The sequence below is a fragment of the Halomonas shantousis genome (assembly GCF_054654615.1).
Window position 1 is genome coordinate 1,154,649 of record NZ_BAAIER010000002.1, and the last position, 24,040, is coordinate 1,178,688.

19 protein-coding genes and 2 tRNA genes are annotated in these 24,040 nt (G+C 60.0%); 15 read left to right on the forward strand and 6 right to left on the reverse strand.

Annotation, left to right across the window (positions count from 1 at the left end; genetic code table 11):
* Positions 1-28: 28 nt before the first annotated feature.
* The 3 genes from ACYQ12_RS05955 to ACYQ12_RS05965 all read right to left on the reverse strand — a co-directional run bounded on the left by ACYQ12_RS05955 (position 29) and on the right by ACYQ12_RS05965 (position 2,406).
* Complete coding sequence (locus ACYQ12_RS05955; protein ID WP_459869078.1) at positions 29-787, reverse strand: phosphatase PAP2 family protein; 759 nt, start codon at positions 785-787, stop codon at positions 29-31.
* A 147-nt stretch (positions 788-934) separates the two neighbouring features.
* Positions 935-1,975, reverse strand: a complete 1,041-nt coding sequence (locus ACYQ12_RS05960; protein ID WP_459869080.1) for a glycosyltransferase family 4 protein — start codon at positions 1,973-1,975, stop codon at positions 935-937.
* A gap of 32 nt (positions 1,976-2,007) precedes the next feature.
* The gene (locus tag ACYQ12_RS05965) at positions 2,008-2,406 is read right to left on the reverse strand and encodes a 6-pyruvoyl trahydropterin synthase family protein (protein WP_459869082.1); all 399 of its coding nucleotides are present in this window, start codon (positions 2,404-2,406) and stop codon (positions 2,008-2,010) included.
* Between the two features lie 125 nt (positions 2,407-2,531).
* Here ACYQ12_RS05965 and ACYQ12_RS05970 point away from each other — a divergent pair, with 125 nt between their 5' ends.
* Positions 2,532-3,560: a succinylglutamate desuccinylase/aspartoacylase family protein gene (locus ACYQ12_RS05970; protein ID WP_459869084.1), complete on the forward strand. Its 1,029-nt coding sequence runs from the start codon at positions 2,532-2,534 to the stop codon at positions 3,558-3,560.
* Positions 3,561-3,574: 14 nt separating this feature from the next.
* Here ACYQ12_RS05970 and dusA read toward each other — a convergent pair whose 3' ends face one another.
* Positions 3,575-4,609, reverse strand: a complete 1,035-nt coding sequence (gene dusA / locus ACYQ12_RS05975; protein ID WP_459869086.1) for a tRNA dihydrouridine(20/20a) synthase DusA — start codon at positions 4,607-4,609, stop codon at positions 3,575-3,577.
* A gap of 458 nt (positions 4,610-5,067) precedes the next feature.
* On the opposite strand from dusA, the gene ACYQ12_RS05980 reads away from it, so the two are divergent.
* Positions 5,068-5,412: a hypothetical protein gene (locus tag ACYQ12_RS05980; RefSeq protein WP_459869088.1), complete on the forward strand. Its 345-nt coding sequence runs from the start codon at positions 5,068-5,070 to the stop codon at positions 5,410-5,412.
* A 189-nt stretch (positions 5,413-5,601) separates the two neighbouring features.
* Here ACYQ12_RS05980 and ACYQ12_RS05985 read toward each other — a convergent pair whose 3' ends face one another.
* Complete coding sequence (locus tag ACYQ12_RS05985) at positions 5,602-6,300, reverse strand: helix-turn-helix domain-containing protein (protein ID WP_459869090.1); 699 nt, start codon at positions 6,298-6,300, stop codon at positions 5,602-5,604.
* A 623-nt stretch (positions 6,301-6,923) separates the two neighbouring features.
* Between ACYQ12_RS05985 and ACYQ12_RS05990 the strand changes: the two genes are divergently transcribed.
* From ACYQ12_RS05990 to ACYQ12_RS06005, 4 genes are all read left to right on the forward strand, one after another.
* A complete protein-coding gene (locus tag ACYQ12_RS05990; RefSeq protein ID WP_459869092.1) occupies positions 6,924-7,820 on the forward strand; it encodes a LysR family transcriptional regulator in 897 nt (298 codons plus the stop codon).
* 70 nt (positions 7,821-7,890) lie between these two features.
* On the forward strand, positions 7,891-9,369 hold the full coding sequence (gene gltX / locus ACYQ12_RS05995; protein WP_459869094.1) for a glutamate--tRNA ligase: 1,479 nt from the start codon (positions 7,891-7,893) through the stop codon (positions 9,367-9,369).
* A gap of 101 nt (positions 9,370-9,470) precedes the next feature.
* A tRNA-Ala gene (locus ACYQ12_RS06000) sits at positions 9,471-9,546 on the forward strand.
* Between the two features lie 18 nt (positions 9,547-9,564).
* Positions 9,565-9,640 (forward strand) — tRNA-Glu (locus tag ACYQ12_RS06005).
* Between the two features lie 487 nt (positions 9,641-10,127).
* Here ACYQ12_RS06005 and gltA read toward each other — a convergent pair.
* Complete coding sequence (gene gltA, locus ACYQ12_RS06010) at positions 10,128-11,414, reverse strand: citrate synthase (RefSeq protein ID WP_459869096.1); 1,287 nt, start codon at positions 11,412-11,414, stop codon at positions 10,128-10,130.
* 631 nt (positions 11,415-12,045) lie between these two features.
* On the opposite strand from gltA, the gene sdhC reads away from it, so the two are divergent.
* The 9 genes from sdhC to sucD all read left to right on the forward strand — a co-directional run bounded on the left by sdhC (position 12,046) and on the right by sucD (position 23,662).
* Positions 12,046-12,423 (forward strand): succinate dehydrogenase, cytochrome b556 subunit, encoded by a 378-nt coding sequence (gene sdhC, locus ACYQ12_RS06015; RefSeq protein ID WP_459869098.1) that lies wholly within the window; start codon positions 12,046-12,048, stop codon positions 12,421-12,423.
* Entirely contained in the window at positions 12,417-12,764 is a 348-nt protein-coding gene (gene sdhD / locus ACYQ12_RS06020) for a succinate dehydrogenase, hydrophobic membrane anchor protein (protein ID WP_459869100.1), read from the forward strand. Before sdhC ends, sdhD begins: the two co-directional genes overlap by 7 nt.
* Positions 12,765-12,767: 3 nt before the next feature.
* A complete protein-coding gene (sdhA, locus tag ACYQ12_RS06025) occupies positions 12,768-14,540 on the forward strand; it encodes a succinate dehydrogenase flavoprotein subunit (RefSeq protein WP_459869102.1) in 1,773 nt (590 codons plus the stop codon).
* Between the two features lie 14 nt (positions 14,541-14,554).
* Entirely contained in the window at positions 14,555-15,259 is a 705-nt protein-coding gene (locus ACYQ12_RS06030; protein ID WP_459869104.1) for a succinate dehydrogenase iron-sulfur subunit, read from the forward strand.
* 237 nt (positions 15,260-15,496) lie between these two features.
* Positions 15,497-18,334 carry a 2-oxoglutarate dehydrogenase E1 component gene (locus ACYQ12_RS06035; RefSeq protein WP_459869106.1) on the forward strand — a complete coding sequence of 946 codons (2,838 nt, stop codon included), beginning with the start codon at positions 15,497-15,499 and terminating at the stop codon, positions 18,332-18,334.
* 43 nt (positions 18,335-18,377) lie between these two features.
* Positions 18,378-19,967: a 2-oxoglutarate dehydrogenase complex dihydrolipoyllysine-residue succinyltransferase gene (odhB, locus tag ACYQ12_RS06040; RefSeq protein ID WP_459869108.1), complete on the forward strand. Its 1,590-nt coding sequence runs from the start codon at positions 18,378-18,380 to the stop codon at positions 19,965-19,967.
* Between the two features lie 63 nt (positions 19,968-20,030).
* On the forward strand, positions 20,031-21,470 hold the full coding sequence (lpdA, locus tag ACYQ12_RS06045; protein WP_459869110.1) for a dihydrolipoyl dehydrogenase: 1,440 nt from the start codon (positions 20,031-20,033) through the stop codon (positions 21,468-21,470).
* 153 nt (positions 21,471-21,623) lie between these two features.
* Complete coding sequence (gene sucC, locus ACYQ12_RS06050) at positions 21,624-22,790, forward strand: ADP-forming succinate--CoA ligase subunit beta (RefSeq protein WP_459869112.1); 1,167 nt, start codon at positions 21,624-21,626, stop codon at positions 22,788-22,790.
* Positions 22,790-23,662, forward strand: coding sequence for a succinate--CoA ligase subunit alpha (gene sucD / locus ACYQ12_RS06055; RefSeq protein WP_459869114.1), 873 nt, complete (start codon positions 22,790-22,792; stop codon positions 23,660-23,662). Before sucC ends, sucD begins: the two co-directional genes overlap by 1 nt.
* Positions 23,663-24,040: the final 378 nt, after the last annotated feature.

Consider the following 24,040-nt stretch of genomic DNA (forward strand, 5'->3'; position numbering starts at 1 on the left):
CGATGAGGATGAACTTAAAGGGGCGGTATCAGGATGCGGTCTCTTCGTCTCCGGCAGGTGCCTCCACCGCGCCGCGTCGCTGCAGCCAGCGGGCGCCGAGCCAGCATAACGCGGCCCAGGTCGCACCAGCCGTCCATCCCGCCAGGACGTCGGTGGGCCAGTGCACGCCGAGATAGACACGGCTGATGCCGACCAGCACGGTGATGAAAACTGCGGTCATCAGCAGATAGGCCTTCAGGCGCCGTTCAGGCTGTATCCGGATCAACAATGCCGCCAGGGTCAGGTAGGTGACGGCGGACATCATGGAATGACCGCTGGGAAAGCTGGCGGTATAGACGATTGAACCATGCGGGACGAGATCGGGTCGGGGGCGCTCGAAGCCCATCTTGAGCAGGGTGCTGATGATCCAGCCTCCCGATACGGAGACCAGCGTGAACAGGGCAGCGCGAAACCGCTCGGAGAGCAGCAGATAACCGAGTACGCCCAGGGTGATGAGCGTCAGCACACCCACACCGCCGAGCGCGGTGAAGTCACGTCCCATCTCCTCGACCCAGCCGGGCCCGAGCGGATCGGTGAGATCGCTCGCGTTGCGAAAGGCCAGCAGGATGGCTTCGTCCAGGCCCCGCGTGTCGCCTTCCATCACCTCGCCGGCCAGGGCGACAAACGCCCATACGCCGCCGGAGGCCATCACGATACCCACGAGCAGCGCCAGTTCATGGCGGCCCAGCCATGACAGCCAGGAAAGAACGTCGCGTCTGAGTTCTCGGGGTTTGGACAGATGGCGCATCAAGCTCTCCTTGCTGTTATGGCCTACTTGGTGTCATACCGGCACGTGAGAAACACGCCAGTACAGTTTTCATTAACCTTTCACATCTCGCGGCTGGTTGCCAGTCGTCCGCCGCGGTTCATTCCATGCGCGACGCTATCTCATGTCTCATGGCAATTGCAGGGCCTTGGCGAAGGCTTCACCCGCAGCCTGCCAATCCCGCAGCTGATCGCGAGCCTGACGGGCCCCCGCGGCGAAACGCGCGCGGGCGTCGCGGTCGGTGAGCATCTGCTTCAGTGCCTCGACCAGCGCCGTGACGTCGCCCGGCGGTACCTTGAGTCCGGCGACGTCGGGCAGCGTATAGGTCAGGGCGCCACCGGTGGTGGTCACCACCGGCAGGCCATGGGCCAGGGCCTCGGTGATCACCATGCCGTAACCTTCATAATGGGAAGGCAACACGAAGAGGTCGGCACCCTGATAGGCTGCGGAGAGGGCCTCGGGAGGGCGGGAGCCCAGCAGGTGGATGCGCGTATCGAGGCCAAGCTGGCGGATCCGCGTCTGGACGTGCCGGGCGTGCGACGGGTCGTGATCGAGCCCGCCGATACAATCGCATTGCCAGGGCAGGTCGGTGAGCCGGGCCAGGGCGTCGATCAGCACCTCATGTCCCTTGCGTGGTGTCAGGGTGGCGACACACAACAGGCGGGGCGGGTCGCCATGCCCGATTGCCAGCGGGGCGCTATCGACACCAGGCTCGATGACCTGGATGCGTTCTGGCGGAACGGCGAAGTCGGCGAGCCGCCGGGCGGTAAAGACACTGGTGGCGATGACGTTTTTCACGGCGGCCAGGGCGCGGGTCTCGCTGATCATGAAGCGCTGTCGCTGAGGCTCGCCAAGGCCGGTCTCATCGGCCAGCGGGTGGTGGATCAACGCCGTCAGGGTCAACCGCTCGCGATGGGCTTCGATGACTTCCGGCAGGCCGCCCAGGGCGAGACCGTCAATGACGACATGGCTTCCAGCGGGCAGTTTGTCCAGCGCACTGTCCAATGCGCGAGTGGCCTGGGCATCCGGTTCGGGAAAACGGCCTTCGAGACCGATGACCGTTACCTGCCGGCCGGTCTCCCGCAGCGCTTCGACCATCCGGGCATCGTAAATGTAGCTTCCGTTCAGTTTGGTGGGGTCGCCGGCGACGATAAAGGTCAGTTCACTCACTCGCTTTCCTTCGTTCACGGGGTCTTTTTCACTCATAAATTACCTTCATAACTGGCCCAGGCGATGTGCGACTCGTGCAGCGTGACATTCATCGCGGTCAGGCCGCGACCGGCCTGGCCCAGTTCGCCGTTGCGAATGGCTTGCCCGAGACGGTCGAAGATCATTCTGGCCATGAATTCGGTCGTGGTGTTGCGGCCCCGAAATTCGGGAACCTCATCGAGATTCTGGAAGTTCAGGCGGGCCAGCGCCTTGGACAGGGCCTGAGTTGCCAGGCCGATGTCGACGACCAGTTCTTCCTCGTCGAGTTCCGGACGCTTGAAGGTGACGTCGACGACATAAGTGGCCCCATGCAGACGCTGCGCAGGGCCGAAGAGTCGGCCATCGAAGCTATGGGCAACCATGAAATGGTCGCGGACGGTCAGGCTGTACATGCGGGCCTCCTGGTCGGAAAGGGCATTCGGAAAAACGCTGCGTACTGCACGAGCTGACCCCGGGGGTCGTCATTGCGGTGCGACCCGGGTATAAAGGAAACACTGTTCTATTCTAGGTAATGTTGATGGCTCGTGCTCCTTTCGAAATCGCCGGCACCCGAATCGCGCCCGGCTCCCGCTCGTTGATCGATGTTCCCGTCGCCAAGCTTTACACCCATGCGCCACTGCATATTCCGGTCGAGGTGGTGCATGGCCGCCAGCCCGGTCCGGTATTGCTGGTATGCGGGGCCATTCACGGCGACGAAATCAACGGCGTCGAGATCGTGCGGCGCGTACTGCGTCTGTCGTCGCTCAGCCGCCTGCGCGGCACGTTGATCGCGGTGCCCATCGTCAATGTGTTCGGCTTCGTTCAGCATAGCCGTTATCTGCCCGACCGACGTGATCTCAACCGCTGTTTTCCCGGTAGCGAAGCAGGCTCGCTGGGCTCGCGTGTCGCCGCACTGTTCCGTGAGCAGATCGCCGATCAGGCGACGCATATCATCGACCTGCATACCGGCGCTATTCATCGCACCAATCTGCCGCAGATACGTGCCCAGCTCAAAGGCCGTTCTGCAACTCTCGACATGGCCGAAGCTTTCGGAGTGCCGGTCATTCTCAATGCGGAGCTGCGCGAGGGTAGCCTGCGTGAGTATGCCCAGAGTCGTGGGGTGCCGGTGCTGACCTACGAGGCGGGCGAGGCGTTGCGCTTCGATGAGTGGGCCATTGCACCGGGGGTCCGCGGGGTGCAGCGCGTCATGCGCATGCTGGGCATGCTGCCCTCCGACAGGCGCCGGGGTCTGCCACCGCCCGCCGAAATCTCCAATGGTTCGAGCTGGGCCCGCTCGCCGATCGACGGCATCCTGCGCCCCAAGGCGCGTCTCGGAGCGCGTGTGGCACGGGGTGAGGTGCTGGGGCTGGTGGCCGATCCCTTCGGTAACGCGGAAAGGGAAGTGACGGCCGTGGCCGATGGCATCGTGATCGGCATGAGCAACCTGCCGCTGGCCAACGAGGGCGAGGCGCTGTTCCATGTCGCGCGGTTTCATGAAATCGACGAAGCCGAGAGCGCGGTAGAATCCTTCCAGTCGGATTTCGATCCGCGTCCCGAGTTGTCGTGACCGGCTGCCCGCTATCAGGCGGGTTGTTGGATCTCTTCCGGGACCAAGGCCAGTGCGGCGTCGAAGACATCCAGACCGGCACCTTCTCGATGGGCATTCTCCGAAAGATGGCGGCGGAAGCGGCGGCCCCCGGGGCAGCCCTGAAATAGCCCGAGCAGATGGCGCGTGACGTGATTGAGTCGCGCTCCTTCGGCCAAGCGCTCGATGATATAGGGGCGAAAAGCGCGGGCAGCGGCGTGGCGGTTCTCGGCCGGCCCCGGCTCACCGTAGAGTGTTTCATCCACCGATGCCAGCAGCCACGGGTTCTGATAGGCCTCGCGCCCGAGCATCACGCTGTCGACCTGTGCCAGATGCTCACGGCACTCACCCAGCGTCTTTAGCCCACCGTTGATCCCGATATGCAATTCGGGATGGCGCGTCTTGAGACGGTAGACGCGAGGATAATTGAGCGGCGGTACGTCACGGTTCTCCTTGGGCGAAAGACCTTCGAGCCAGGCTTTGCGGGCATGCACGATGAAGGTCTCGCAGCCGGCAGCGGCGATGATGTCGATGAAGCGCTCGAGATCGGCGTCCTCATCCTGATCGTCGATACCGATGCGACATTTCACGGTAACCGGAATCGACACGGCATCACGCATGGCGCCGATACAGCGACCCACGCGCTCGGGATGGCCCATCAGGCAGGCACCGATCAGGTTGTTCTGCACCCGGTCGCTGGGGCAGCCGACATTGAGATTGACCTCGTCATAGCCCCACGCCTCGGCAATCGCCGCACACTCCGCGAGCTCCCCCGGGTCGCTGCCGCCCAACTGCAGTGCGATGGGATGCTCGACATCGCTGTAGCCCAGAAACCGTTCGCGCGGCTGGCCATGCAGAATGGCGCCGGTAGTGACCATCTCCGTATAGAGCAGGGCGCGGCGGGTCAGGCAGCGCGCAAAGGCCCGGTAATCCCGGGTCGTCCAATCCATCATGGGGGCGATGGAGAACGTTCTGTCCAGGGTGGGGCGGGGAGAGCCAGGGTGGCTAGGGGATGTCTGGGTATCGGCCATATCGAATCAGTTCGTACAGTCGTTATCCCCTGGCTGCGCCATGACGGATGCAACAGGCTCGGATAGGAGAGCCGGTGCCAAGGGAGGTGATGAGATAAAGGATAAGAGTGAGGCGGTGACAATCGGGTCAGGCCAGGTGCGGTAGTGTCTCACATCAGGCCGGAAAACTCACTGTCGCGCCTGTCGGTGACGGCGCAGCTTCCCAAGATTTGCCTCAGCGGCGGCGCGTACCGCCGATTTCGCTCTGTGTAGGCTTAGCTGTCAGCCTCTTAGGGAAATAGCTTCTGGAGAGGCGGTTATTTAAGCCTTGACGGTTGTCATACTGAATTAGCATCACCCAGATGCGTTACGTCTCGTGCAGTTTTTTACTATCAGGTGAATAGGCGTTTATAGCTTGAGACGTAGGGTAAGGGAGCGTAATCTGCGCTGCTTGAATTAAGTTGAATTAGGAAAACTTAATGGGTGAACTGATTTATGAAGTCGGCATACGGCCCGTACCGGGGGCATTGAACGAGTGGGAAGCGTTCGCTCCGGATCTCCCGGGGTTCCGCGTTTTGGGAACCGGCTATCATGCGATGCTGGACAAGACGCGTGAGGCCATCACGCGACATCTGGCCTCCTTGCTGGCTCGTAGAAAGGGCTTGCCGGTACCGGCGCCAATGATGACGTACATGCATGACACGTCACCGCGCTCTCCAGTGAGATGGCACTATTTAAAAGTGCAGATGGGACCGTTGCCGTCTGGTCGACGGCGTGTAGTGGACGTAGTACCCGATGCCGAGGGTTATGTCGTCGTGGAGTAGAAGCGACGCGAAGTGAAGGTCGTTGCAGAGCGAAGTCAGCGTAATGGCAGGAAGGGGCCGCGAGTAGGGAGTCGTAGGGGAATGTCCGGCGATGATGTTCTGCTCCACATGGCGGCGAGGTGATATTGGGGCCTGCCGGTAGCCCCCAATCTTGTACTCTGCCATGGCTTTCGAGGGGTGAAGAAGCCCCTACGGGGAAATCTCGCCAAGCAGGTTCCAGCGTGCCTTGATGCGTCCCAGCAACTGAATGGAAAGTTCGCGTTCGATCTCGATGACGAAGGCCTGCACATCTTCTCCTTGAATCTTCATGCGCCCCGAGGCAAGGCGTTCGATATGCTTGATTTCCAACTGGCCCAGACGCTCGATGAGATAGAGGCCGTTCTGCTGGAAACCGGTGACCGGTGCAATGGCCGCGATATCCCCCTCGCCGAGAAAATCGAAATGCTCCTCCTCTCCCGGTGTCACGAAATAACATTCGCTTAGCAGGTTTTCTACCTTCGGTCTGGGCGATCCGGTTTCTGTATTCCGCTTGGCGCTCGCGGCATCGAGCTTGATCTCGCTCGATCCGTCAGGCTTGTCGGCGCCTTCTTCCAACCAGGGTAACGGTTTGCGGGTGCGCAGATGCAGGAGAAACCTTGAATTGTTCGGGTGGAGCGGCGCAGGAGCAGGGAGAAGATGAGCGGCACTTGCCTTGTCGAGAAGATCCTTGAGCGGACAATCCAGAGCTTGGGCCAGGGCAATCAAACGTTCATGTCCAATCTGTTTGATCGTGCCGGATTCCCAGTAGGAAATGGTGACGTCGGATACGCCGACCCGCCTGGCCAAGGCGGCCTTGCTGAGGCCGGATTTGACTCTCAGATGCTTGATTCGGTTTCCCAATGCTTTCATTTATGCATCTCGCCGTAACGTGAACGCGGTTAGCATATCCAGCCAGCTCCAAAGTATGTTTCGGGTTGATTGACCTTGTTGAATCAGGCTGAAGAAGCATGAAGCTCCCCCCGGTATGCTTGCTTTTTTAAGCCCTCATAAGGCAAAAGCCTCGCGAATCACGACAAATGTCATGTCGTGAAAAGCCTTTTGCGAAGGAATCATTCCGACTTTGAGCTGGCAGACAATGGCATGCTTCATGCCTGCCTAACGCAACAGCGGCTCAGCATAGAGCCAAGCTATGGCGCGTGCTTTAACCTAGGTAATGCAGTGATACAGGAAGGCACAGTGGGATAACGGAAAAGCGCGCCAACTGCTCCGGAGAGCAGCTAATGGCGCATAAGCATCGTGCACTGAAGGCGTCATCCGGGCCTGGAAAGAGCGATCTCTCACGCAAGCCCGATGGCGATCACGCCATCATTCTACAAGTGCAGTTTGATGGCGCGGCTGCCTGAGGTGCCCTGGGAACATGTCGCCGGGCTTCAGGTGGGTGCAGTATAGAGAGTCGATCTTGATCGAATAAGACGTACAATCGAAAACCAGTGTTTCCAGAATGGAAACTTATTCCAAGTGAGATAGAGAATATGGCAACACTGGATGCCTTGCGGGTCTTTGTCGAGGTGGTCCGTGCAGAGAGCTTCACCGCTGCCGCCCGTCGCCTCGGGATATCCAAGTCGCTGGCCTCGAAACGCGTCGCGGCGTTGGAAGAGGAGTTGGGAGTCAGCCTGATCAATCGCTCGACACGATCGCTGCGCCTTACCGAGGCCGGACAGATCTATTACGAGCATGGGCTGCGTATTCGCGAAGAGCTGCAGGCCGCAGAGGCGCAGGTTCAGTCGGTGACGGCACGGCCTCGTGGGCAGCTCAAGGTCAGTGCCCAGGTCAGTTTCGGCTTCATGTACCTGGCTGTCCCCACGACGGCCTTCATGCGCCGCTACCCGGACGTGTCGGTAGAGATCCTGCTCGAGGACCAGCGTTTCGAGCCGATAGACGATGCGGTGGACCTGGCAATCCGCATGGGGCCGCTGCCACCTTCCAGCCTGGTGTCGCGTCCTCTGTGCAAGGTCGTCTATGGCCTGTATGGCGCGCCGGAATATCTAGCGCGAATCAGTCTTCCGCTACATCCTCGGGACATTCCCCAATACGACACGGTGTTCTATGGCAACTATGACCTTGGCGCCCACTGGCGCTTTTCCTTGAATGGCCAGCCACTGGATATCGAGCCGCAATCGCGTCTGGTGATCAATAACCTTCTGGGCGTCGTCGAGGCCGCCAAGGCCGGCTTCGGATTGGCTTATCTACCGACATTTGCCGCACGCTCTGCCGTCGCGGCCGGGCAACTGGTTCCGCTGCTGCAGCCCTATTGGAACGAGCATGGCAGCATGCTGGTGCTTTTTCGGTCGCGCAAATACCTGCCTGACAAGACCCGGGCCTATCTGGACTTCGTTACCGACTGGTTTCGCGAAAACCTGGTGCTTTGATCCGGACTGCAGGGGGGCGAGCGCATGCGTATAATGCGCGTAACGCCACTCAGCCACGGATCAGGATATTATGACCGTTCGTACCCGTATTGCACCGTCGCCAACCGGCGATCCCCACGTCGGTACCGCTTACATCGCCCTGTTCAATCTCTGTTTCGCACGCCAGCACGGCGGTCAGTTCATCCTGCGCATCGAGGATACGGATCGGGTGCGCTCGACCCCCGAGTCGGAGCAGATGATTCTCGATTCGCTGCGCTGGCTGGGGTTGGAATGGGACGAAGGGCCGGACGTCGGCGGGCCTCACGGTCCCTATCGGCAGAGCGAGCGCGGCGAGATTTATGCCGAGCATGCGCGTCAGTTGCTCGAGGCTGGCCATGCCTTCAAGTGCTACCGTACCAGCGAGGAGCTCGATGAGCTGCGCGAGGCACGCAAGGCGCAGGGGCAGCAGTTGGCGCTGAAATCCGATGACCTGGTGCTGCCGGTGGAGGAAGTGGCGCGCCGCGAAGCCGAGGGCTGGCCCTACGTCATCCGCATGAAGGTGCCCAGTGAAGGCACTTGTGTGGTCGAGGATATGCTGCGCGGTACGATCGAGGTGGACTGGGAACAGATCGACGCTCAGATCCTGCTCAAGTCGGATGGTATGCCGACTTATCATCTGGCCAACGTGGTCGACGATCATCTGATGGGGATTACCCACGTGCTGCGTGGCGAGGAGTGGATCAACTCGGCACCCAAGCACAAGCTGCTCTATGACTATTTCGGCTGGCAGATGCCAAAGCTCTGCCACATGCCGCTGCTGCGCAACCCCGACAAGTCGAAGCTTTCCAAGCGCAAGAATCCGACATCCATCAACTACTATCGCCGGATGGGCTACCTGCCCCAGGCCGTCACCAACTACCTGGGGCGCATGGGATGGTCGATGCCCGACGAGCGTGAGAAGTTCACGCTGGACGAGATGATGACCCACTTCGATGTTCAGCGGGTGTCGTTGGGGGGGCCGGTCTTCGACTTGGAGAAGCTGACCTGGCTCAACGGTGTCTACATCCGTGAAGATCTCGACGACGCAGCCCTGCTCCGGGCGCTGCGGGAGTGGGCCTTCAACGAGGATTATGTAGCACGGATACTGCCCCAGGTGCGGCCGCGGGTGGAAACGCTCTCGGATGTCATGCCTCTGGCCGGGCACTTTTTCTCGGGGATGCCGAATCTGCAGGAGCGTGACTTCGAAACGGTGAAGCTTGAGCGCGAGGAACTGCTGCGACTGCTGCAGTTTCTGGTCTGGCGTCTGGAGGGCGTGCGCAGCTGGGACAAGGATGCACTGCTTGGCCAGGCGAAGGCGCTGAGCGAGTTCTTCGGAATGAAGATGAAGGATTTCCTGGCGCCCGTCTTTATTGCCATTACCGGCTCCGCGACCTCGACATCGGTACTCGATGCCATGGTCATTCTGGGCACCGACATGACCCGGGCCCGTCTGCGCCATGCCATCTCGGTACTGGGGGGCGTTTCCAAGAAGCAGGCCAAGCGTTTCGAGAAGGAGTTTCGCGCGCTATAAAGGGCACGGTACGCCGGGTGCAGCCGAAGTGGCTGCACCCAAAAAAACCATTGACGTTTCAGTCTTCTAACCGTAATATACGCCCCGTCTTCGCGAGATGTGGGGCCTTAGCTCAGCTGGGAGAGCGCGACGCTGGCAGCGTCGAGGTCACCGGTTCGATCCCGGTAGGCTCCACCACTTTCTCGTATCTTTTGCGTCCCATTCGTCTAGTGGTCCAGGACACCGCCCTTTCACGGCGGTAACAGGGGTTCGAACCCCCTATGGGACGCCACCTCCTCTCTCTGTCTTATCAAGTTCTTCAGCGGCTTTGTATCTTTTTGCGCGCTATTTTCGCCATTTTCAGCTTGACAAGCCGGAAAGTTGTCCACTTTCCGTGTTTTACAGACTCGCTTGTGCACAAGCTTCCTTCTGTCGCTCCGTAACGTTTCCCTTCCTGAAAAATCCTTTTTATTTCAATAGCTTAAATGTGGCTATTTTTTGACCAATTTAAGCGTAACCCCTCTGTCATGGGATTTCGGTAACGTTTTCTAAGGGTTTTGCACAACGTTATCCACAGAAAGTGTGGACAACGCCATTCCGGTGAATTCGGCCTCTGTAACGTAGCGAAACGAAACGATTGCAATCAGCGAACGGGGCTGGAACGGATGGAACGGTAACCTGACAGGCGCAGAGGGCAGTGCGGGCCGCAGATAAGGAAAGGCCGCCCGATAGGCGGCCGATACAGGGGAGCTGGCTGTTGCCGATATGTTCCTATCGGTTTACTTCGTCGGATAGTCCCGCTTGGGATAGCCGGTATAGAGCTGGCGCGGGCGACTGATTCGATAGTCGTTGCTGATCATCTCGTTCCAGTGAGAAATCCAGCCGATGGTACGAGCCAGGGCGAAGATGACGGTAAACATGTTGGTGGGAATACCGATCGCCTTGAGAATGATGCCGGAGTAGAAGTCGACGTTCGGATAAAGCTTGCGTTCGATGAAGTACTCATCTTCCAGGGCGATCTGTTCAAGGCGCTTGGCGATCTTGAGCTGCGGATCGTCGGCCATGCCCAGTTCATGCAGAACCTCGTCGCAGGTCTCTTTCATGACCTTGGCGCGCGGATCGAAGTTGCGGTACACGCGATGGCCGAAGCCCATCAGGCGGAACGGGTCGTTCTTGTCCTTGGCCTTGTCGACGAAACGCTGGATGTTCTCCTCGGAATCATCGCCGATTTCATCGAGCATGTTGAGGACGGCTTCGTTGGCGCCGCCGTGTGCCGGTCCCCAGAGGGCCGCGATGCCGGCGCTGATGCAGGCAAAGGGATTGGCGCCCGTGGAGCCGGCCAGGCGTACCGTGGAGGTGGAGGCGTTCTGCTCATGGTCGGCATGCAGCATGAAGATGCGGTCCATTGCCTTGGCGAAGACAGGGTTGACCTTGAACTCCTCGCAAGGGTTGCCGAACATCATGAACAGAAAGTTTTCCGCATAGTTCAAATCGTTACGCGGGTACATGAAGGGCTGGCCGATGTTGTACTTGTAGCACATCGCCGCCAGGGTAGGCATCTTGGCGATCAGGCGGATGGCGCTGACACGACGCTCTTCGTACTTGGTGATGTCGAGATTGTCGTGATAGAAGGCCGCGAGCCCGCCCACGACACCGCAAAGAATCGCCATGGGGTGAGCGTCACGACGGAACCCCTTGTAGAAGTTGACGATCTGTTCGTGAACCATGGTGTGGTTGTTGATCGTCTTGTCGAACTGCTGATACTCCTCGTCGGAAGGCAGTTCGCCGAACATCAGCAAGTAGCATAGCTCGACATAGTTGGAGTGCTGAGCGAGCTGGTCGATGGGGTAGCCGCGATGAAGCAGGATGCCCTGGGCGCCATCGATGTAGGTGATGCCGGATTCGCAGGAAGCGGTGGAGACGAAGCCGGGGTCGTAGGTGAAGAGGCCTTCGCCGGTCAGGCTGCGAACGTCGATGACATCCGGTCCGGCGGAGCCGGAGTAGACAGGAAATTCAATGACCTTGTCTAACCCTTCTACCGTCAACTGCGCTTTTCTGTCAGCCATTATGGCCTCCTTTTTACGTAAGTCTTTGTCTTGCCTGCCATGCCGGCGAAATCGGTCCGCCCACTATAGAACCACGAAAACGATTGTCAATTAGCTCTAAGGCCCGGCGGCGGCCCGGAGGATCTGCCAGAAGCAGGTAGAAATATACCGCCGAATCTTCCCCATCTGCAGCATGTCGAATCCGTCGGCCGGGCCACGATAATCAGCCATCCCATACCTGCCGCGACAGACTTTCCGGATAGCGCTGCTGCCGATGGCGGAGCGTGTTCAGGTGCTGCAAGACGTGCATGTAAGGCCGGTGGGCCCCGCAGGACAAGGCAGCGCCTGCCGATGATGAGGGGAGTTGGACGGGCAGCGCGGTGCCGAGCGTGTCCCATGTGCAGCGTGCATGAGAAGAAAGGGGTACCGGCTGCTATGTATAAGCATATACCAGCTTCTGCCCTAGCCTGCAGGTAACTCACCGGCAGGCATCGATTTGTCATCCCCCCCCCCAATCCTTATAATCATCCCCCGCGCGACTGGCAGGATTCAGGCTTGGTCGTGCTGCTTGGCTTGCGACCGAGACCCTTCCTCAAACCACCGCCCGTTCGGGCTCAGCCCGAAACAGGGCCAAGAGAGTGTGTAAAGAGCCGTGAATAGCAAACGACCCGTAAATCTCGATCTTTCCACCATAAGATTCCCGCTTTCTGCGCTGACCTCCATTACTCACCGCGTCACCGGTATCATTCTTTTTATCGGTCTGATCTTCGGCTTCTGGGCACTCGATGCCTCGCTGTCCTCTCCCGAAGGTTTCGAGGCGGTGCGTGATACCCTGGATCACAACTTTCTGGCCAAGTTGATCGCCTGGGGCCTGCTGTCGGCGCTTGGCTTCCATTTCGCGGCGGGCATCAAGCACCTGCTGATGGACGTCAACATCGGTCTTGACCTCAAGGGAAGCGAGCAGAAAACGCAGATCACGGTAATCGTGAGTGTGATTCTAGTGATCCTTTCAGGAGTCTGGGTATGGTAACCAACATCACGAACTTTAGCCGCAGCGGTGTCTCCGATTGGCTGATCCAGCGCGTGTCCGCGATCATCCTGGCGATCTACACCGTCTTCCTGGTGGGTTACCTGCTGCTACATCCCAACCTGGATTACTTTACCTGGAGCCACCTGTTCTCGCAGACCTGGATGCGCATCTTCTCCCTGCTGGCGTTCATTTCGCTGGCGGCGCATGCGTGGATCGGCCTGTGGACCGTGTCTACCGATTATCTCAAACAGACCGGAGTGCGTTTCGGCTTTCAAGTCGTCGTGATTCTGGCCCTTTTCGTTTTTCTGGTCTGGGGCATTCAAGTCCTGTGGGGAGCCTGATCCATGTCCAATATGCGTAGCCTGACATTCGACGCCATCATCATCGGTGGTGGTGGCTCCGGTCTGCGTGCCGCCCTTGAGCTGGCCAAGTCCGGCAAGAAGACCGCGGTGCTTTCCAAGGTGTTCCCCACACGCTCTCATACCGTCTCCGCCCAAGGTGGGATCACCTGTGCCATCGCTTCGGCCGATCCCAACGACGACTGGCGCTGGCACATGTACGATACCGTCAAGGGCGGTGACTACATCACCGACCAGGATGCGGCGGAATACATGTGTTCCGAAGGTCCCAAGGCGGTATTCGAGCTCGAGCACATGGGGCTGCCGTTCTCCCGCTTCGACAACGGGCGCATCTATCAGCGTCCGTTCGGCGGGCAGTCCAAGGATTTCGGCAAGGGTGGCCAGGCCGCTCGGACCTGTGCAGCCGCCGACCGTACCGGTCACGCCCTGCTGCATACGTTGTATCAGAACAATCTGAAGAACAACACCGTCTTTCTCGACGAGTGGTACGCCATCGATCTGGTCAAGAACGCCGATGGCGATGTCGTCGGCTGCATCGCGCTGTGCATCGAGACAGGCGAAGTGGTGCACGTAAAATCCAAGGCCACCGTACTGGCCACGGGTGGTGCAGGTCGTATCTATGCCTCCACGACCAATGCCCTGATCAATACCGGGGATGGCATCGGCATGGCGCTGCGTGCCGGCTTCCCCATGCAGGACATGGAAATGTGGCAGTTCCACCCGACCGGTATCGCCGGCGCCGGCGTGCTGGTGACCGAAGGCTGTCGCGGTGAAGGCGGCTATCTGATCAACAAGGATGGCGAGCGCTTCATGGAGCGCTATGCGCCCAACGCCAAGGATCTCGCCGGTCGCGATGTCGTGGCGCGCTCCATGGTCATGGAGATTCTCGAAGGACGCGGAGCAGGGGAGAAAGGCGATCACGTCTTCCTCAAGCTCGACCATCTGGGCGAGGAAGTGCTCGGTAAGCGCCTGCCGGGCATCGTCGAGCTGGCCAAGACCTTTGCCCACGTGGATCCGGCCAAGGAGCCGATTCCGGTCGTACCGACCTGTCACTACATGATGGGAGGTATCCCGACCAACGTGCATGGTCAGGCGATCATGCAGGATGCCGACGGCAACGATAAGATCATCAACGGCCTGTTCGCTTGTGGCGAGGCGGCTTGCGTGTCGGTCCACGGCGCCAACCGGCTGGGCGGCAACTCCCTGCTCGACCTGGTGGTGTTCGGCCGGGCTGCCGGCATGTATATCGAGGGCGCGCTCAACGAAGGGGTTCAGTATCTCGACGCCTCGCAGTCCGACATCGACGGCGCCATGGCGCGTCTCTCCCGCTGGGAAGAGTCCAGTGGCGGCGAAACCGTTCCCGAGCTGCGTGCCGAACTGCAAAGCATCATGCAGAACGCGTTCGGTGTGTTCCGTCAGGAAGACCACATGCAGGAGGGCGTCAAGAAGCTCGCCGAACTGCGTGAGCGGATCGCCAATGCGCATCTGGGCGACAAGTCCCACGCCTTCAACACTGCGCGCGTCGAGGCGCTGGAGCTCGACAACCTGCTCGAAGTGGCCGAGGCCACCGCGATCTCCGCACTGGAACGCAAGGAAAGCCGTGGCGCCCACTCACGCTACGACTATCCGGATCGCGACGACGTCAACTGGCTGAAGCACTCCATGTACTTCCCGACAGAGAAGAAGCTCGGTAAGCGCGATGTGAACTTCACGCCCAAGACCGTCGATACCTTCGAGCCGAAAGTCCGTACTTATTAAGGGGGTTGTCTTCAATGCTTCAGGTATCCGTTTACCGTTACAACCCGGAAGCCGACTCGGCTCCCTACATGCAGGAGTTCCAGGTCGATACCCAGGGCCGTGATCTGATGGTCCTCAACGTGCTGGAGCTGATCAAGGAGCAGGACAGTTCCATGGCCTACCGTCGCAGCTGTCGCGAAGGCGTCTGCGGCTCGGATGGCATGAACATGAACGGCAAGAATGGCCTGGCCTGTATCACAGCCCTGTCCGATGTGGTCAAGGACAACAAGCTGGTGCTGCGTCCGTTGCCCGGCCTGCCGGTCATGCGCGACCTGGTGGTCGACATGGGACTGTTCTACAAGCAGTACGAGCGCATGCAGCCCTACCTGCAGAACGACACGGCACCGCCCGCCATCGAGCGGCTGCAGTCACCCGAAGAGCGCGACAAGCTCGACGGCCTGTACGAATGCATTCTATGCGCCTGCTGCTCCACGTCGTGCCCGTCCTTCTGGTGGAATCCCGACAAGTTCGTGGGACCGGCGGGATTGCTTCAAGCTTATCGCTTCCTGGCCGATAGTCGTGATACCGCAACGCGGGATCGCCTCTCCGAGCTGGAAGATCCGTTCAGCCTGTTCCGCTGCCGAGGCATCATGAACTGCGTGGCGGTATGTCCCAAGGGGCTGAACCCGACCCGGGCCATCGGCAAGATCCGTGAAATGTTGCTGTCGAATGCCACTTAAATCGCAGCGCATAGCTTGCTATCATTGGTATTTAGCTTTCGCCTGCGGTGATATGCCGCAGGCGAAACTGGCCCCAATGTCCGAGCCGGTGCCGTGTGCACCGGCTTTTGACGATCCAAAGGGCCGATGACGTTCCGATGAATGCTACCCTGCCGGTTGGCAGGGCCAGAGTGACGCCGGCGCGGTCCGGCCGTGTCAGGCGCCGACACCACCCCATCAGTGCAGGGTGACCGAGAGATGCAAGAAGGCATAATGGAGTTGATGTGGCGCTCTTCCCATGTCAGTGGCGGCAATGCCCACTACGTGGAAGCGCTCTACGAGCAGTACCTCGTCGATCCAAATGCTGTTCCCGACGAATGGCGCAACTATTTCGATCAGTTACCGCGTCCGGAAGGCAGCCCCTCCCAACAAGATGTACCTCTGACTCCGATTCGTGATCAGTTCTATCAGCTGGCCCAGAGCCGCCGTCCGGCCCAGGCTTCGGGCGCTGCCGATAGCAGTGAGAACAAGAAGCAGGTCAAGGTGCTGCAGCTGATCAACGCCTACCGTTTCCGGGGGCATCAGCGAGCCAATATCGATCCGCTCGGGTTGCGTAACCCGGCGCCGGTACCCGATCTGGATCTCTCCTTCCATCAGTTGTCCAAGGCGGACCTGGATACCGAATTCCAGACCGGTTCCCTGTTCCTGGGCAAGGATCAGGCACCGCTGAAGGAGATTCTCGACGCGCTGGAGAAGACTTACTGTCGCTCCATCGGCTGCGAGTTCATGCACATCGTCAATACCGAGGAGAAGCGTTGGCTGCAGCAGCGTTTCGAGTCGGTGCGCTCGAAGCCGAACTACAGCGCCGACGTACGCAAGCATGTGCTGGAGCGCCTGACGGCGGCGGAAGGGCTGGAGAACTACCTGGCCTCCAAGTACCCGGGCACCAAGCGTTTCGGCCTGGAGGGTGGCGAGACCTTCATCCCCATGGTCGACGAGATCATCCAGCGCGCCGGTAACTACGGCACCAAGGAAGTCGTGATCGGCATGGCCCACCGTGGCCGCCTCAACCTGCTGGTCAATATTCTGGGCAAGAGTCCCTCCGAGCTAATCGACGAATTCGATGGCAAGAAAGTCATCGAGAAGGGATCCGGTGACGTCAAGTACCACCAGGGTTTCAGTTCCAACGTGATGACGCCGGGCGGCGAAGTGCATCTGGCCCTGGCTTTCAATCCGTCGCACCTGGAAATCGTCTCTCCGGTGGTCGAAGGTTCCGTGCGGGCACGTCAGGACCGTCGTGACGACGCCGAGGGCGACAAGGTGCTGCCGATCACCATCCATGGCGATGCTGCCTTCGCAGGGCAGGGCGTGGTCATGGAAACTTTCCAGATGTCGCAGACCCGCGGGTACAAGACCGGCGGTACGCTGCGCATCGTGATCAACAATCAGGTCGGTTTCACCACTTCGCATCCGCAGGACGCACGCTCCTCCGAATATGCGACCGATATCGCCAAGATGGTCCAGGCGCCGATCTTCCACGTCAACGGCGATGACCCCGATGCGGTGCTGCATGCCGCCCAGGTAGCCATCGATTACCGCCAGCAGTTCCATAAGGACGTGGTCATCGATCTGGTCTGCTACCGCCGGCGCGGGCACAACGAGGCGGACGAACCTTCCGGCACGCAGCCGTTGATGTACCAGAAGATCAAGACGCACAAGAGCTCGCGAGACATTTATGCCAGCCGTCTGGTCGAGGAGGGCGTGCTGTCCGAGGAGGATGCCAAGGCGCTGGTCGAGAAGTACCGTGACGATCTGGTGGCCGGCAATCACGTCGCCAATGCGCTGGTCAAGGAGCCGAACAAGAGCCTGTTCGTCGACTGGACCCCCTACCTCGGTCACGAGTGGACCGGCGACGCCGATACCTCGTTCGACATGAAGCGCATGCAGCAGCTGGCGCAGAAGATGTGCGATATCCCCGACGGTATCCAGGTCCAGCGTCAGGTCGCCAAGATCTATGAAGACCGGCGCAAGATGCAGGCCGGTGGCATGGCGCTCAACTGGGGCTTTGCCGAGACGCTGGCCTACGCCACGCTGATCGACCAGGGCCACCCGATCCGGATTACCGGGCAGGACACGGGCCGTGGCACCTTCTCCCATCGCCATGCGGTGGTACACAACCAGAAGGATGGCCAGGCCTGGGTGCCGCTGCAGCATCTCAAGGAAGGGCAGCCGCGCTTCACCATCCATGACTCCTTCCTCTCGGAAGAGGCCGTGCTGGGATTCGAATACGGCTATGCCACGACCGCGCCCAACTCGCTGATCATCTGGGAAGCGCAGTTCGGTGACTTCGTCAATGGTGCGCAGGTCGTCATCGACCAGTTCATCTCCTCCGGCGAATCCAAGTGGGGCCGTTTGTGTGGCCTGACCATGCTGCTGCCGCATGGCTACGAAGGCCAGGGGCCGGAGCACTCCTCCGCGCGCCTCGAACGCTTCCTGCAGCTGTGCGCCGAACACAACATGCAGGTATGCGTGCCGACCACGCCGGCCCAGATCTATCATCTGCTGCGTCGTCAGGTCATCCGCCCGCTACGCAAGCCGCTGGTGGTAATGTCGCCGAAGAGTCTGCTGCGCCACAAGGAGGCGACGTCTACGCTGGAAGAGCTCGCGAACGGCAAGTTCCAGATGGTGCTGCCGGACGTGGGGAATCTGGAGGCCGAGAAGGTCAAGCGCGTGGTGCTGTGCTCCGGCAAGGTCTACTACGATCTGGCGGCCTACCGCGCCGAAAACGAGCGCGACGATACCGCCATCCTGCGCCTGGAGCAGCTCTATCCGTTTCCCAAGGAGGAGCTGTACGAGGCGCTCAAGGACTATCCCAACCTTGAGCAGATCATGTGGTGTCAGGAGGAGCCGCTCAACCAGGGTGCCTGGTATCAGAGCCAGCATCACATGCGGGTCGTGGCCGATATGCTGAAGGATGGTCTCGGTCATGGTCTGCAGTTCGCCGGTCGTCCGGCATCCGCGGCTCCCGCGGCGGGCTACATGTCCGTTCACGTCGAACAACAGCGCCAGCTGGTGGACGATGCCTTCAACCTCTAAGGCGTCCACCTGGACTCGAGAGAGAACATACTAAGGAAACCAAATGGCTACCGAGATCAAAGCGCCCAGCTTTCCAGAATCCGTCGCTGAAGGCACCGTCGCCACCTGGCACAAGAAGGCCGGCGACAGCGTCGAACGCGACGAGCTGATTGTCGAGATCGAGACCGACAAGGTCGTCCTCGAAGTGGTAGCACCGGAAGCGGGCACTCTGACAGAGATCAAGGTCGAGGAAGGTGATACCTGCGAGTCCGAGCAAGTGCTGGGCCTGTTGGGTGAGGCGCAGGCCGGTGCGACGAGCGAAGGCAAGGCTGACAAGGCTGAAGAAAAGGCCGAGCCCAAGAGCGAAGCCAAGGCCGAGAAAGCCGACAAGCCGGCGGCGTCCGGCAAGAGCTACGACATCAAGGCGCCCAGCTTCCCCGAATCCGTGCAGGAAGGCACCGTCGCGACCTGGCACAAGCAGGTAGGCGAGGCGGTCAAGCGCGACGAGGTGCTGGCCGACATCGAAACCGACAAGGTGGTGCTGGAAGTCGTGGCGCCCGCCGACGGCGCACTGAAGGAAATCAAGGTTCAGGAAGGCGAGCAGGTCGAGTCCGAAGCGCTGCTGGCGACCTTCGCCGAAGGCGCCGGCGGTAGCGCAGGCGGTGAAGCCGAAGGTGCCTCCGCCGAGTCCCGCGATGATCAGAACGAGGCGAATGCGGCCGATGCCGGCAGTGACGAGAAGGTCGGCGACAAGATCCTCGCACCGGCGGCACGCAAGCTGGTGGCGGAGCATGACCTCGATGTCAGCAAGATCAATGGTACCGGCAAGGGTGGGCGTGTCCTGAAAGAGGACGTTCAGAAGGCCATCAACGACGGCAGCGCCAAGAAGTCAGCGGCCAAGCCGGCTGCAGCGCCGCAGAAAGCCGCCGCCGGAGCTCCGGCCTTCGAGGGCGAGCGTCCCGAGAAGCGCGTGCCGATGAGCCGTCTACGTCAGACCATCGCCAAGCGTCTGGTCCAGGCCCAGCAGACCGCGGCCATGCTCACCACCTACAACGAGGTGGACATGAGTGCGGTCATGGCGCTGCGTGCCCAGTACAAGGACACCTTCCAGAAGGCGCACGACACCAAGCTCGGTTTCATGGGCTTCTTCGTCAAGGCGGCCACCGAAGCGCTCAAGCGCTTCCCGGACGTCAACGCCTCCATCGACGGTAGCGATATCGTCTACCATGGCTACCAGGATATCGGCGTCGCGGTCTCCTCGGATCGCGGCCTGGTGGTACCGGTGCTGCGTGATACCGACACCATGAAGCTGGCCGATGTCGAGAAGGCCATCGTCGACTTCGGTCAGCGCGCGCGTGCCGGTAAGCTGGGTATCGACGAGATGCAGGGCGGGACCTTCACCATCACTAACGGCGGTATCTTCGGTTCGCTGATGTCGACGCCGATTCTCAACCCGCCGCAGACTGCCATCCTGGGCATGCACAAGATCCAGGAGCGTCCGATGGCGATCGATGGCAAGGTGGAAATTCGTCCGATGATGTATCTGGCGCTCTCCTACGATCACCGCATGATCGACGGCAAGGATGCGGTGCAGTTCCTGGTGGCGATCAAGAGCCTGCTCGAGGATCCGGCACGCTTCCTGCTCGACGTGTAACGCCGGGCGCGAGCGAGAGTCGTACGAAGCCACTAGTCTATTTGAAGCGAACAGGAAGAATTCATGGCCGACAAATTTGATGTGATCGTCATTGGTGCAGGCCCCGGCGGCTATGTTGCCGCCATTCGTGCTGCGCAGATGGGGCTGAAGACCGCCTGTGTCGAGAAGTGGGTCAACAAGGAAGGCAAGACCGTGCATGGCGGCACCTGCCTGAACGTGGGCTGCATTCCCTCCAAGGCATTGCTCGAGACGTCCCACAAGTTCGTCGAGGCGCGTGATCACTACGCCGAGATCGGGCTCGAGGTTAGCGACATCCAGGCCAACGTGCCCAAAATGCTGGCTTTCAAGGAGAGCGTCATCGCCAAGAACGTCGGCGGCATCAGCGCGCTGTTCAAGGCCAATGGCGTCACTGCCCTGGAAGGCACTGGCAAGGTCGTCGCCAGCAAGCAGGTGGAAGTGACCGGTCACGACGGTGAGAAGGCCACTTATGAGGCCGACAGTATCGTCATCGCCTCCGGTTCCGTGCCGGTCGAGATTCCGCCCACGCCGCTGACCGACGATCTGATCGTCAGCTCCACCGGCGCCCTCGAGTTCCAGGAAGTGCCCAAACGCCTGGGCGTGATCGGGGCCGGCGTCATCGGTCTCGAACTGGGCAGCGTGTGGAGCCGTCTGGGCAGCGAAGTCACCGTGCTGGAAGCCATGGACAGTTTCCTGCCGATGGTCGACCAGGCCGTGGCCAAGGAGACCCAGAAGCTGCTCAAGAAGCAGGGGCTGGACATCAAGCTGGGCGCGCGCGTCACCGGTTCCGATATCGGCGACAACGAAGTCACGGTCAAGTACACCGATGCCGAAGGCGAGCAGCAGCAGACCTTCGACAAGCTGATCGTGTGTGTCGGCCGTCGTCCCTACACCCAGAACCTCCTCGACGAAGGGGTGGGTATCAAGCTCGACGAGCGTGGCTTCATCTTCGTCGATGACCAGTGTCGTACCAGCGTGCCCGGCATCTACGCCATCGGCGACGTGGTGCGCGGTCCGATGCTGGCCCACAAGGCCTCGGAAGAGGGCGTGATGGTCGCGGACATCATCGCCGGTCACAAGGCCGAGATGAACTACGATGCGATCCCCAGCGTCATCTACACGGCACCGGAAGTCGCCTGGGTCGGCATGAACGAACAAGAGGCCAAGGCTGCCGGCATCGAGGTCAAGACCGGCTCCTTCCCGTTCTCCGCCAACGGGCGCGCTTTGGCCAACAACGCCCCCGAAGGCATGGCCAAGATCATCGCCGATGCCGAAACCGACCGTATTCTCGGCGTACACATCGTCAGCCAGCATGCGGGTGAACTGATCGCTCAAGGCGTGATCGCCATGGAGTTCGGGTCCAGCGCCGAGGACCTGGCCTTGACCTGCTATGCTCATCCGAGTACATCAGAGGCCGTGCATGAAGCTGCTCTGGCGGTCGAAGGGCACGCCATTCACATGGCCAATCGCAAGAAACGCAAGTAAGCCTGAGTCGCTAAAGGGTTTAAACTGACGCGCCCGATTCTGGCGCGTCGCGTCCGGCGGGATGCCGGACGCGAACGGGGGTGGCTCGGCACCGTCCATCGGGACGGCGCCGCGGCTACCGTTCGAGTCACATGCAACCAATGGCATGACACGATGAACCTTCACGAGTATCAGGGCAAACAGCTGTTTGCCGATTATGGTCTGCCGGTGTCCAAGGGCTTTGCCGTGGACACTCCCGAGGAAGCTGCCGAAGCCTGCAGGAAGATCGGCGGCAACATGTGGGTCGTCAAGGCCCAGGTTCATGCTGGCGGTCGCGGCAAGGCCGGTGGCGTCAAGCTGGTCAAGAGCGCGGAAGAGGCCAAGGCCTTCGCCGAGCAGTGGCTGGGCAAGAACCTGGTGACCTTCCAGACCGACGAGAAAGGTCAGCCGGTCGCCAAGATTCTGGTCGAAACCTGCACCGATATCGCCAACGAGCTGTATCTGGGCGCTGTCGTCGACCGTGCCACTCGCCGTGTGGTCTTCATGGCTTCCACGGAAGGCGGTGTAGAAATCGAGAAGGTTGCCGAAGAAACGCCTGAGAAGATCCTCAAGGCCGAGATCGACCCGTTGGTCGGTGCGCAGCCGTACCAGGCGCGTGAGTTGGCCTTCGCTCTGGGTCTGAAAGGCGACCAGATCAAGCAGTTCACCAAGATCTTCCTGGGCCTGTCCAAGATGTTCCACGACAAGGACCTGGCACTGCTCGAGATCAACCCGCTGGTCATCACCGAGCAGGGCAATCTGCACTGCCTCGATGCCAAGATCAATCTCGACGGCAACGCCCTGTACCGTCATCCCGATCTGCAGGCCATGCGCGATCCCTCCCAGGAAGACGAGCGTGAAGCGCATGCTCAGGAATGGGAACTCAACTACGTGGCGCTGGAAGGCAACATCGGCTGCATGGTCAATGGCGCCGGCCTGGCCATGGGCACCATGGACATCATCAAGCTCAACGGCGGTCAGCCGGCCAACTTCCTCGACGTGGGCGGCGGTGCGACCAAGGAGCGTGTGGCCGAAGCCTTCAAGATCATCCTTTCCGACACCTCCGTGAAGGCGGTCCTGGTCAACATCTTCGGTGGCATCGTACGTTGCGACATGATCGCCGAAGGTATCATCGGCGCCGTCGAGCAGGTCGGTGTCAATGTTCCGGTCGTGGTTCGTCTCGAAGGTAACAACGCCGAGCTGGGCGCCGAGAAACTGGCATCCAGCGGTCTGAATATCATCGCTGCTACCAGCCTGACTGACGCGGCACAGCAGGTCGTCAAAGCGGCGGAGGGCAAGTAATGAGTATCCTGATCGACAAGAGCACCAAGGTCATCTGCCAAGGCTTTACCGGTGGCCAGGGCACTTTCCACTCCGAACAGGCAATCGCCTACGGTACCCAGATGGTCGGCGGCGTCACGCCGGGCAAGGGTGGCCAGGAGCATCTGGGCCTGCCGGTGTTCAACACCGTCAAGGAAGCCGTCGAGAAGACCGGTGCCGAAGCCTCGGTCATCTATGTACCGGCCGCGTTCTGCAAGGATTCGATTCTCGAAGCCGCCAATGCCGGTATCAAGTTGATCGTATGTATCACCGAAGGCATTCCGACCCTCGACATGCTTGATGTCAAGGTCAAGTGCGACGAGCTGGGCGTACGACTGATCGGCCCCAACTGTCCTGGCGTGATCACCCCGGGCGAGACCAAGATCGGCATCATGCCGGGTCACATCCACAAACCGGGCAAGGTCGGCATCGTGTCGCGTTCCGGTACCCTGACCTACGAAGCGGTCAAGCAGACTACCGATCACGGTTTCGGCCAGTCCACTTGTGTCGGTATCGGTGGCGACCCGATTCCGGGCTCCACCTTCATCGATATTCTCGAGATGTTCGAGAAGGACCCCAAGACCGAAGCCATCGTCATGATCGGCGAGATCGGCGGGACTGCGGAAGAAGAGGCGGCGGCCTACATCAAGGCCAACGTCACCAAGCCGGTTGTTTCCTACATTGCTGGTGTCACGGCGCCCCCGGGCAAGCGCATGGGCCATGCTGGCGCCATCATTGCAGGTGGCAAGGGTACGGCCGACGAGAAATTCGCTGCGCTTGAAGCGGCAGGCGTCAAGACCGTACGTTCGCTAGCCCAGATCGGCGACGCGCTCAAGGAAGTCACTGGCTGGTAAGTTGCCGGTAATTCCCAAGTGAATGAAGAGGCACCTTCGGGTGCCTTTTTTTATGCATGCTATTCCCGAGCACGCTGAAGACCGTTAATGGAAGGATCCCCTTCATAGAGGATGGAAGAGGGTAATTTTTTAGTAGAAACTTTAAAAATTTTAAATGGTTATAGAATTTTCCCTCTCGGATGGAGGTTGTGTATCGCAAAGTATGTTTAATGTATATGAAAAAATTAAGTCTAGAATTAGAAGTAATTATAATTGATTAGATATGTAAAATCTCTAATACCATGAGTATTAAACTTATAAATATGCCTTGTGGTGATTGTATTAGTTAGGGTGATTTTTTGGTGCTAATGTCAGCATTAAAACGTCTTTTTCACATGG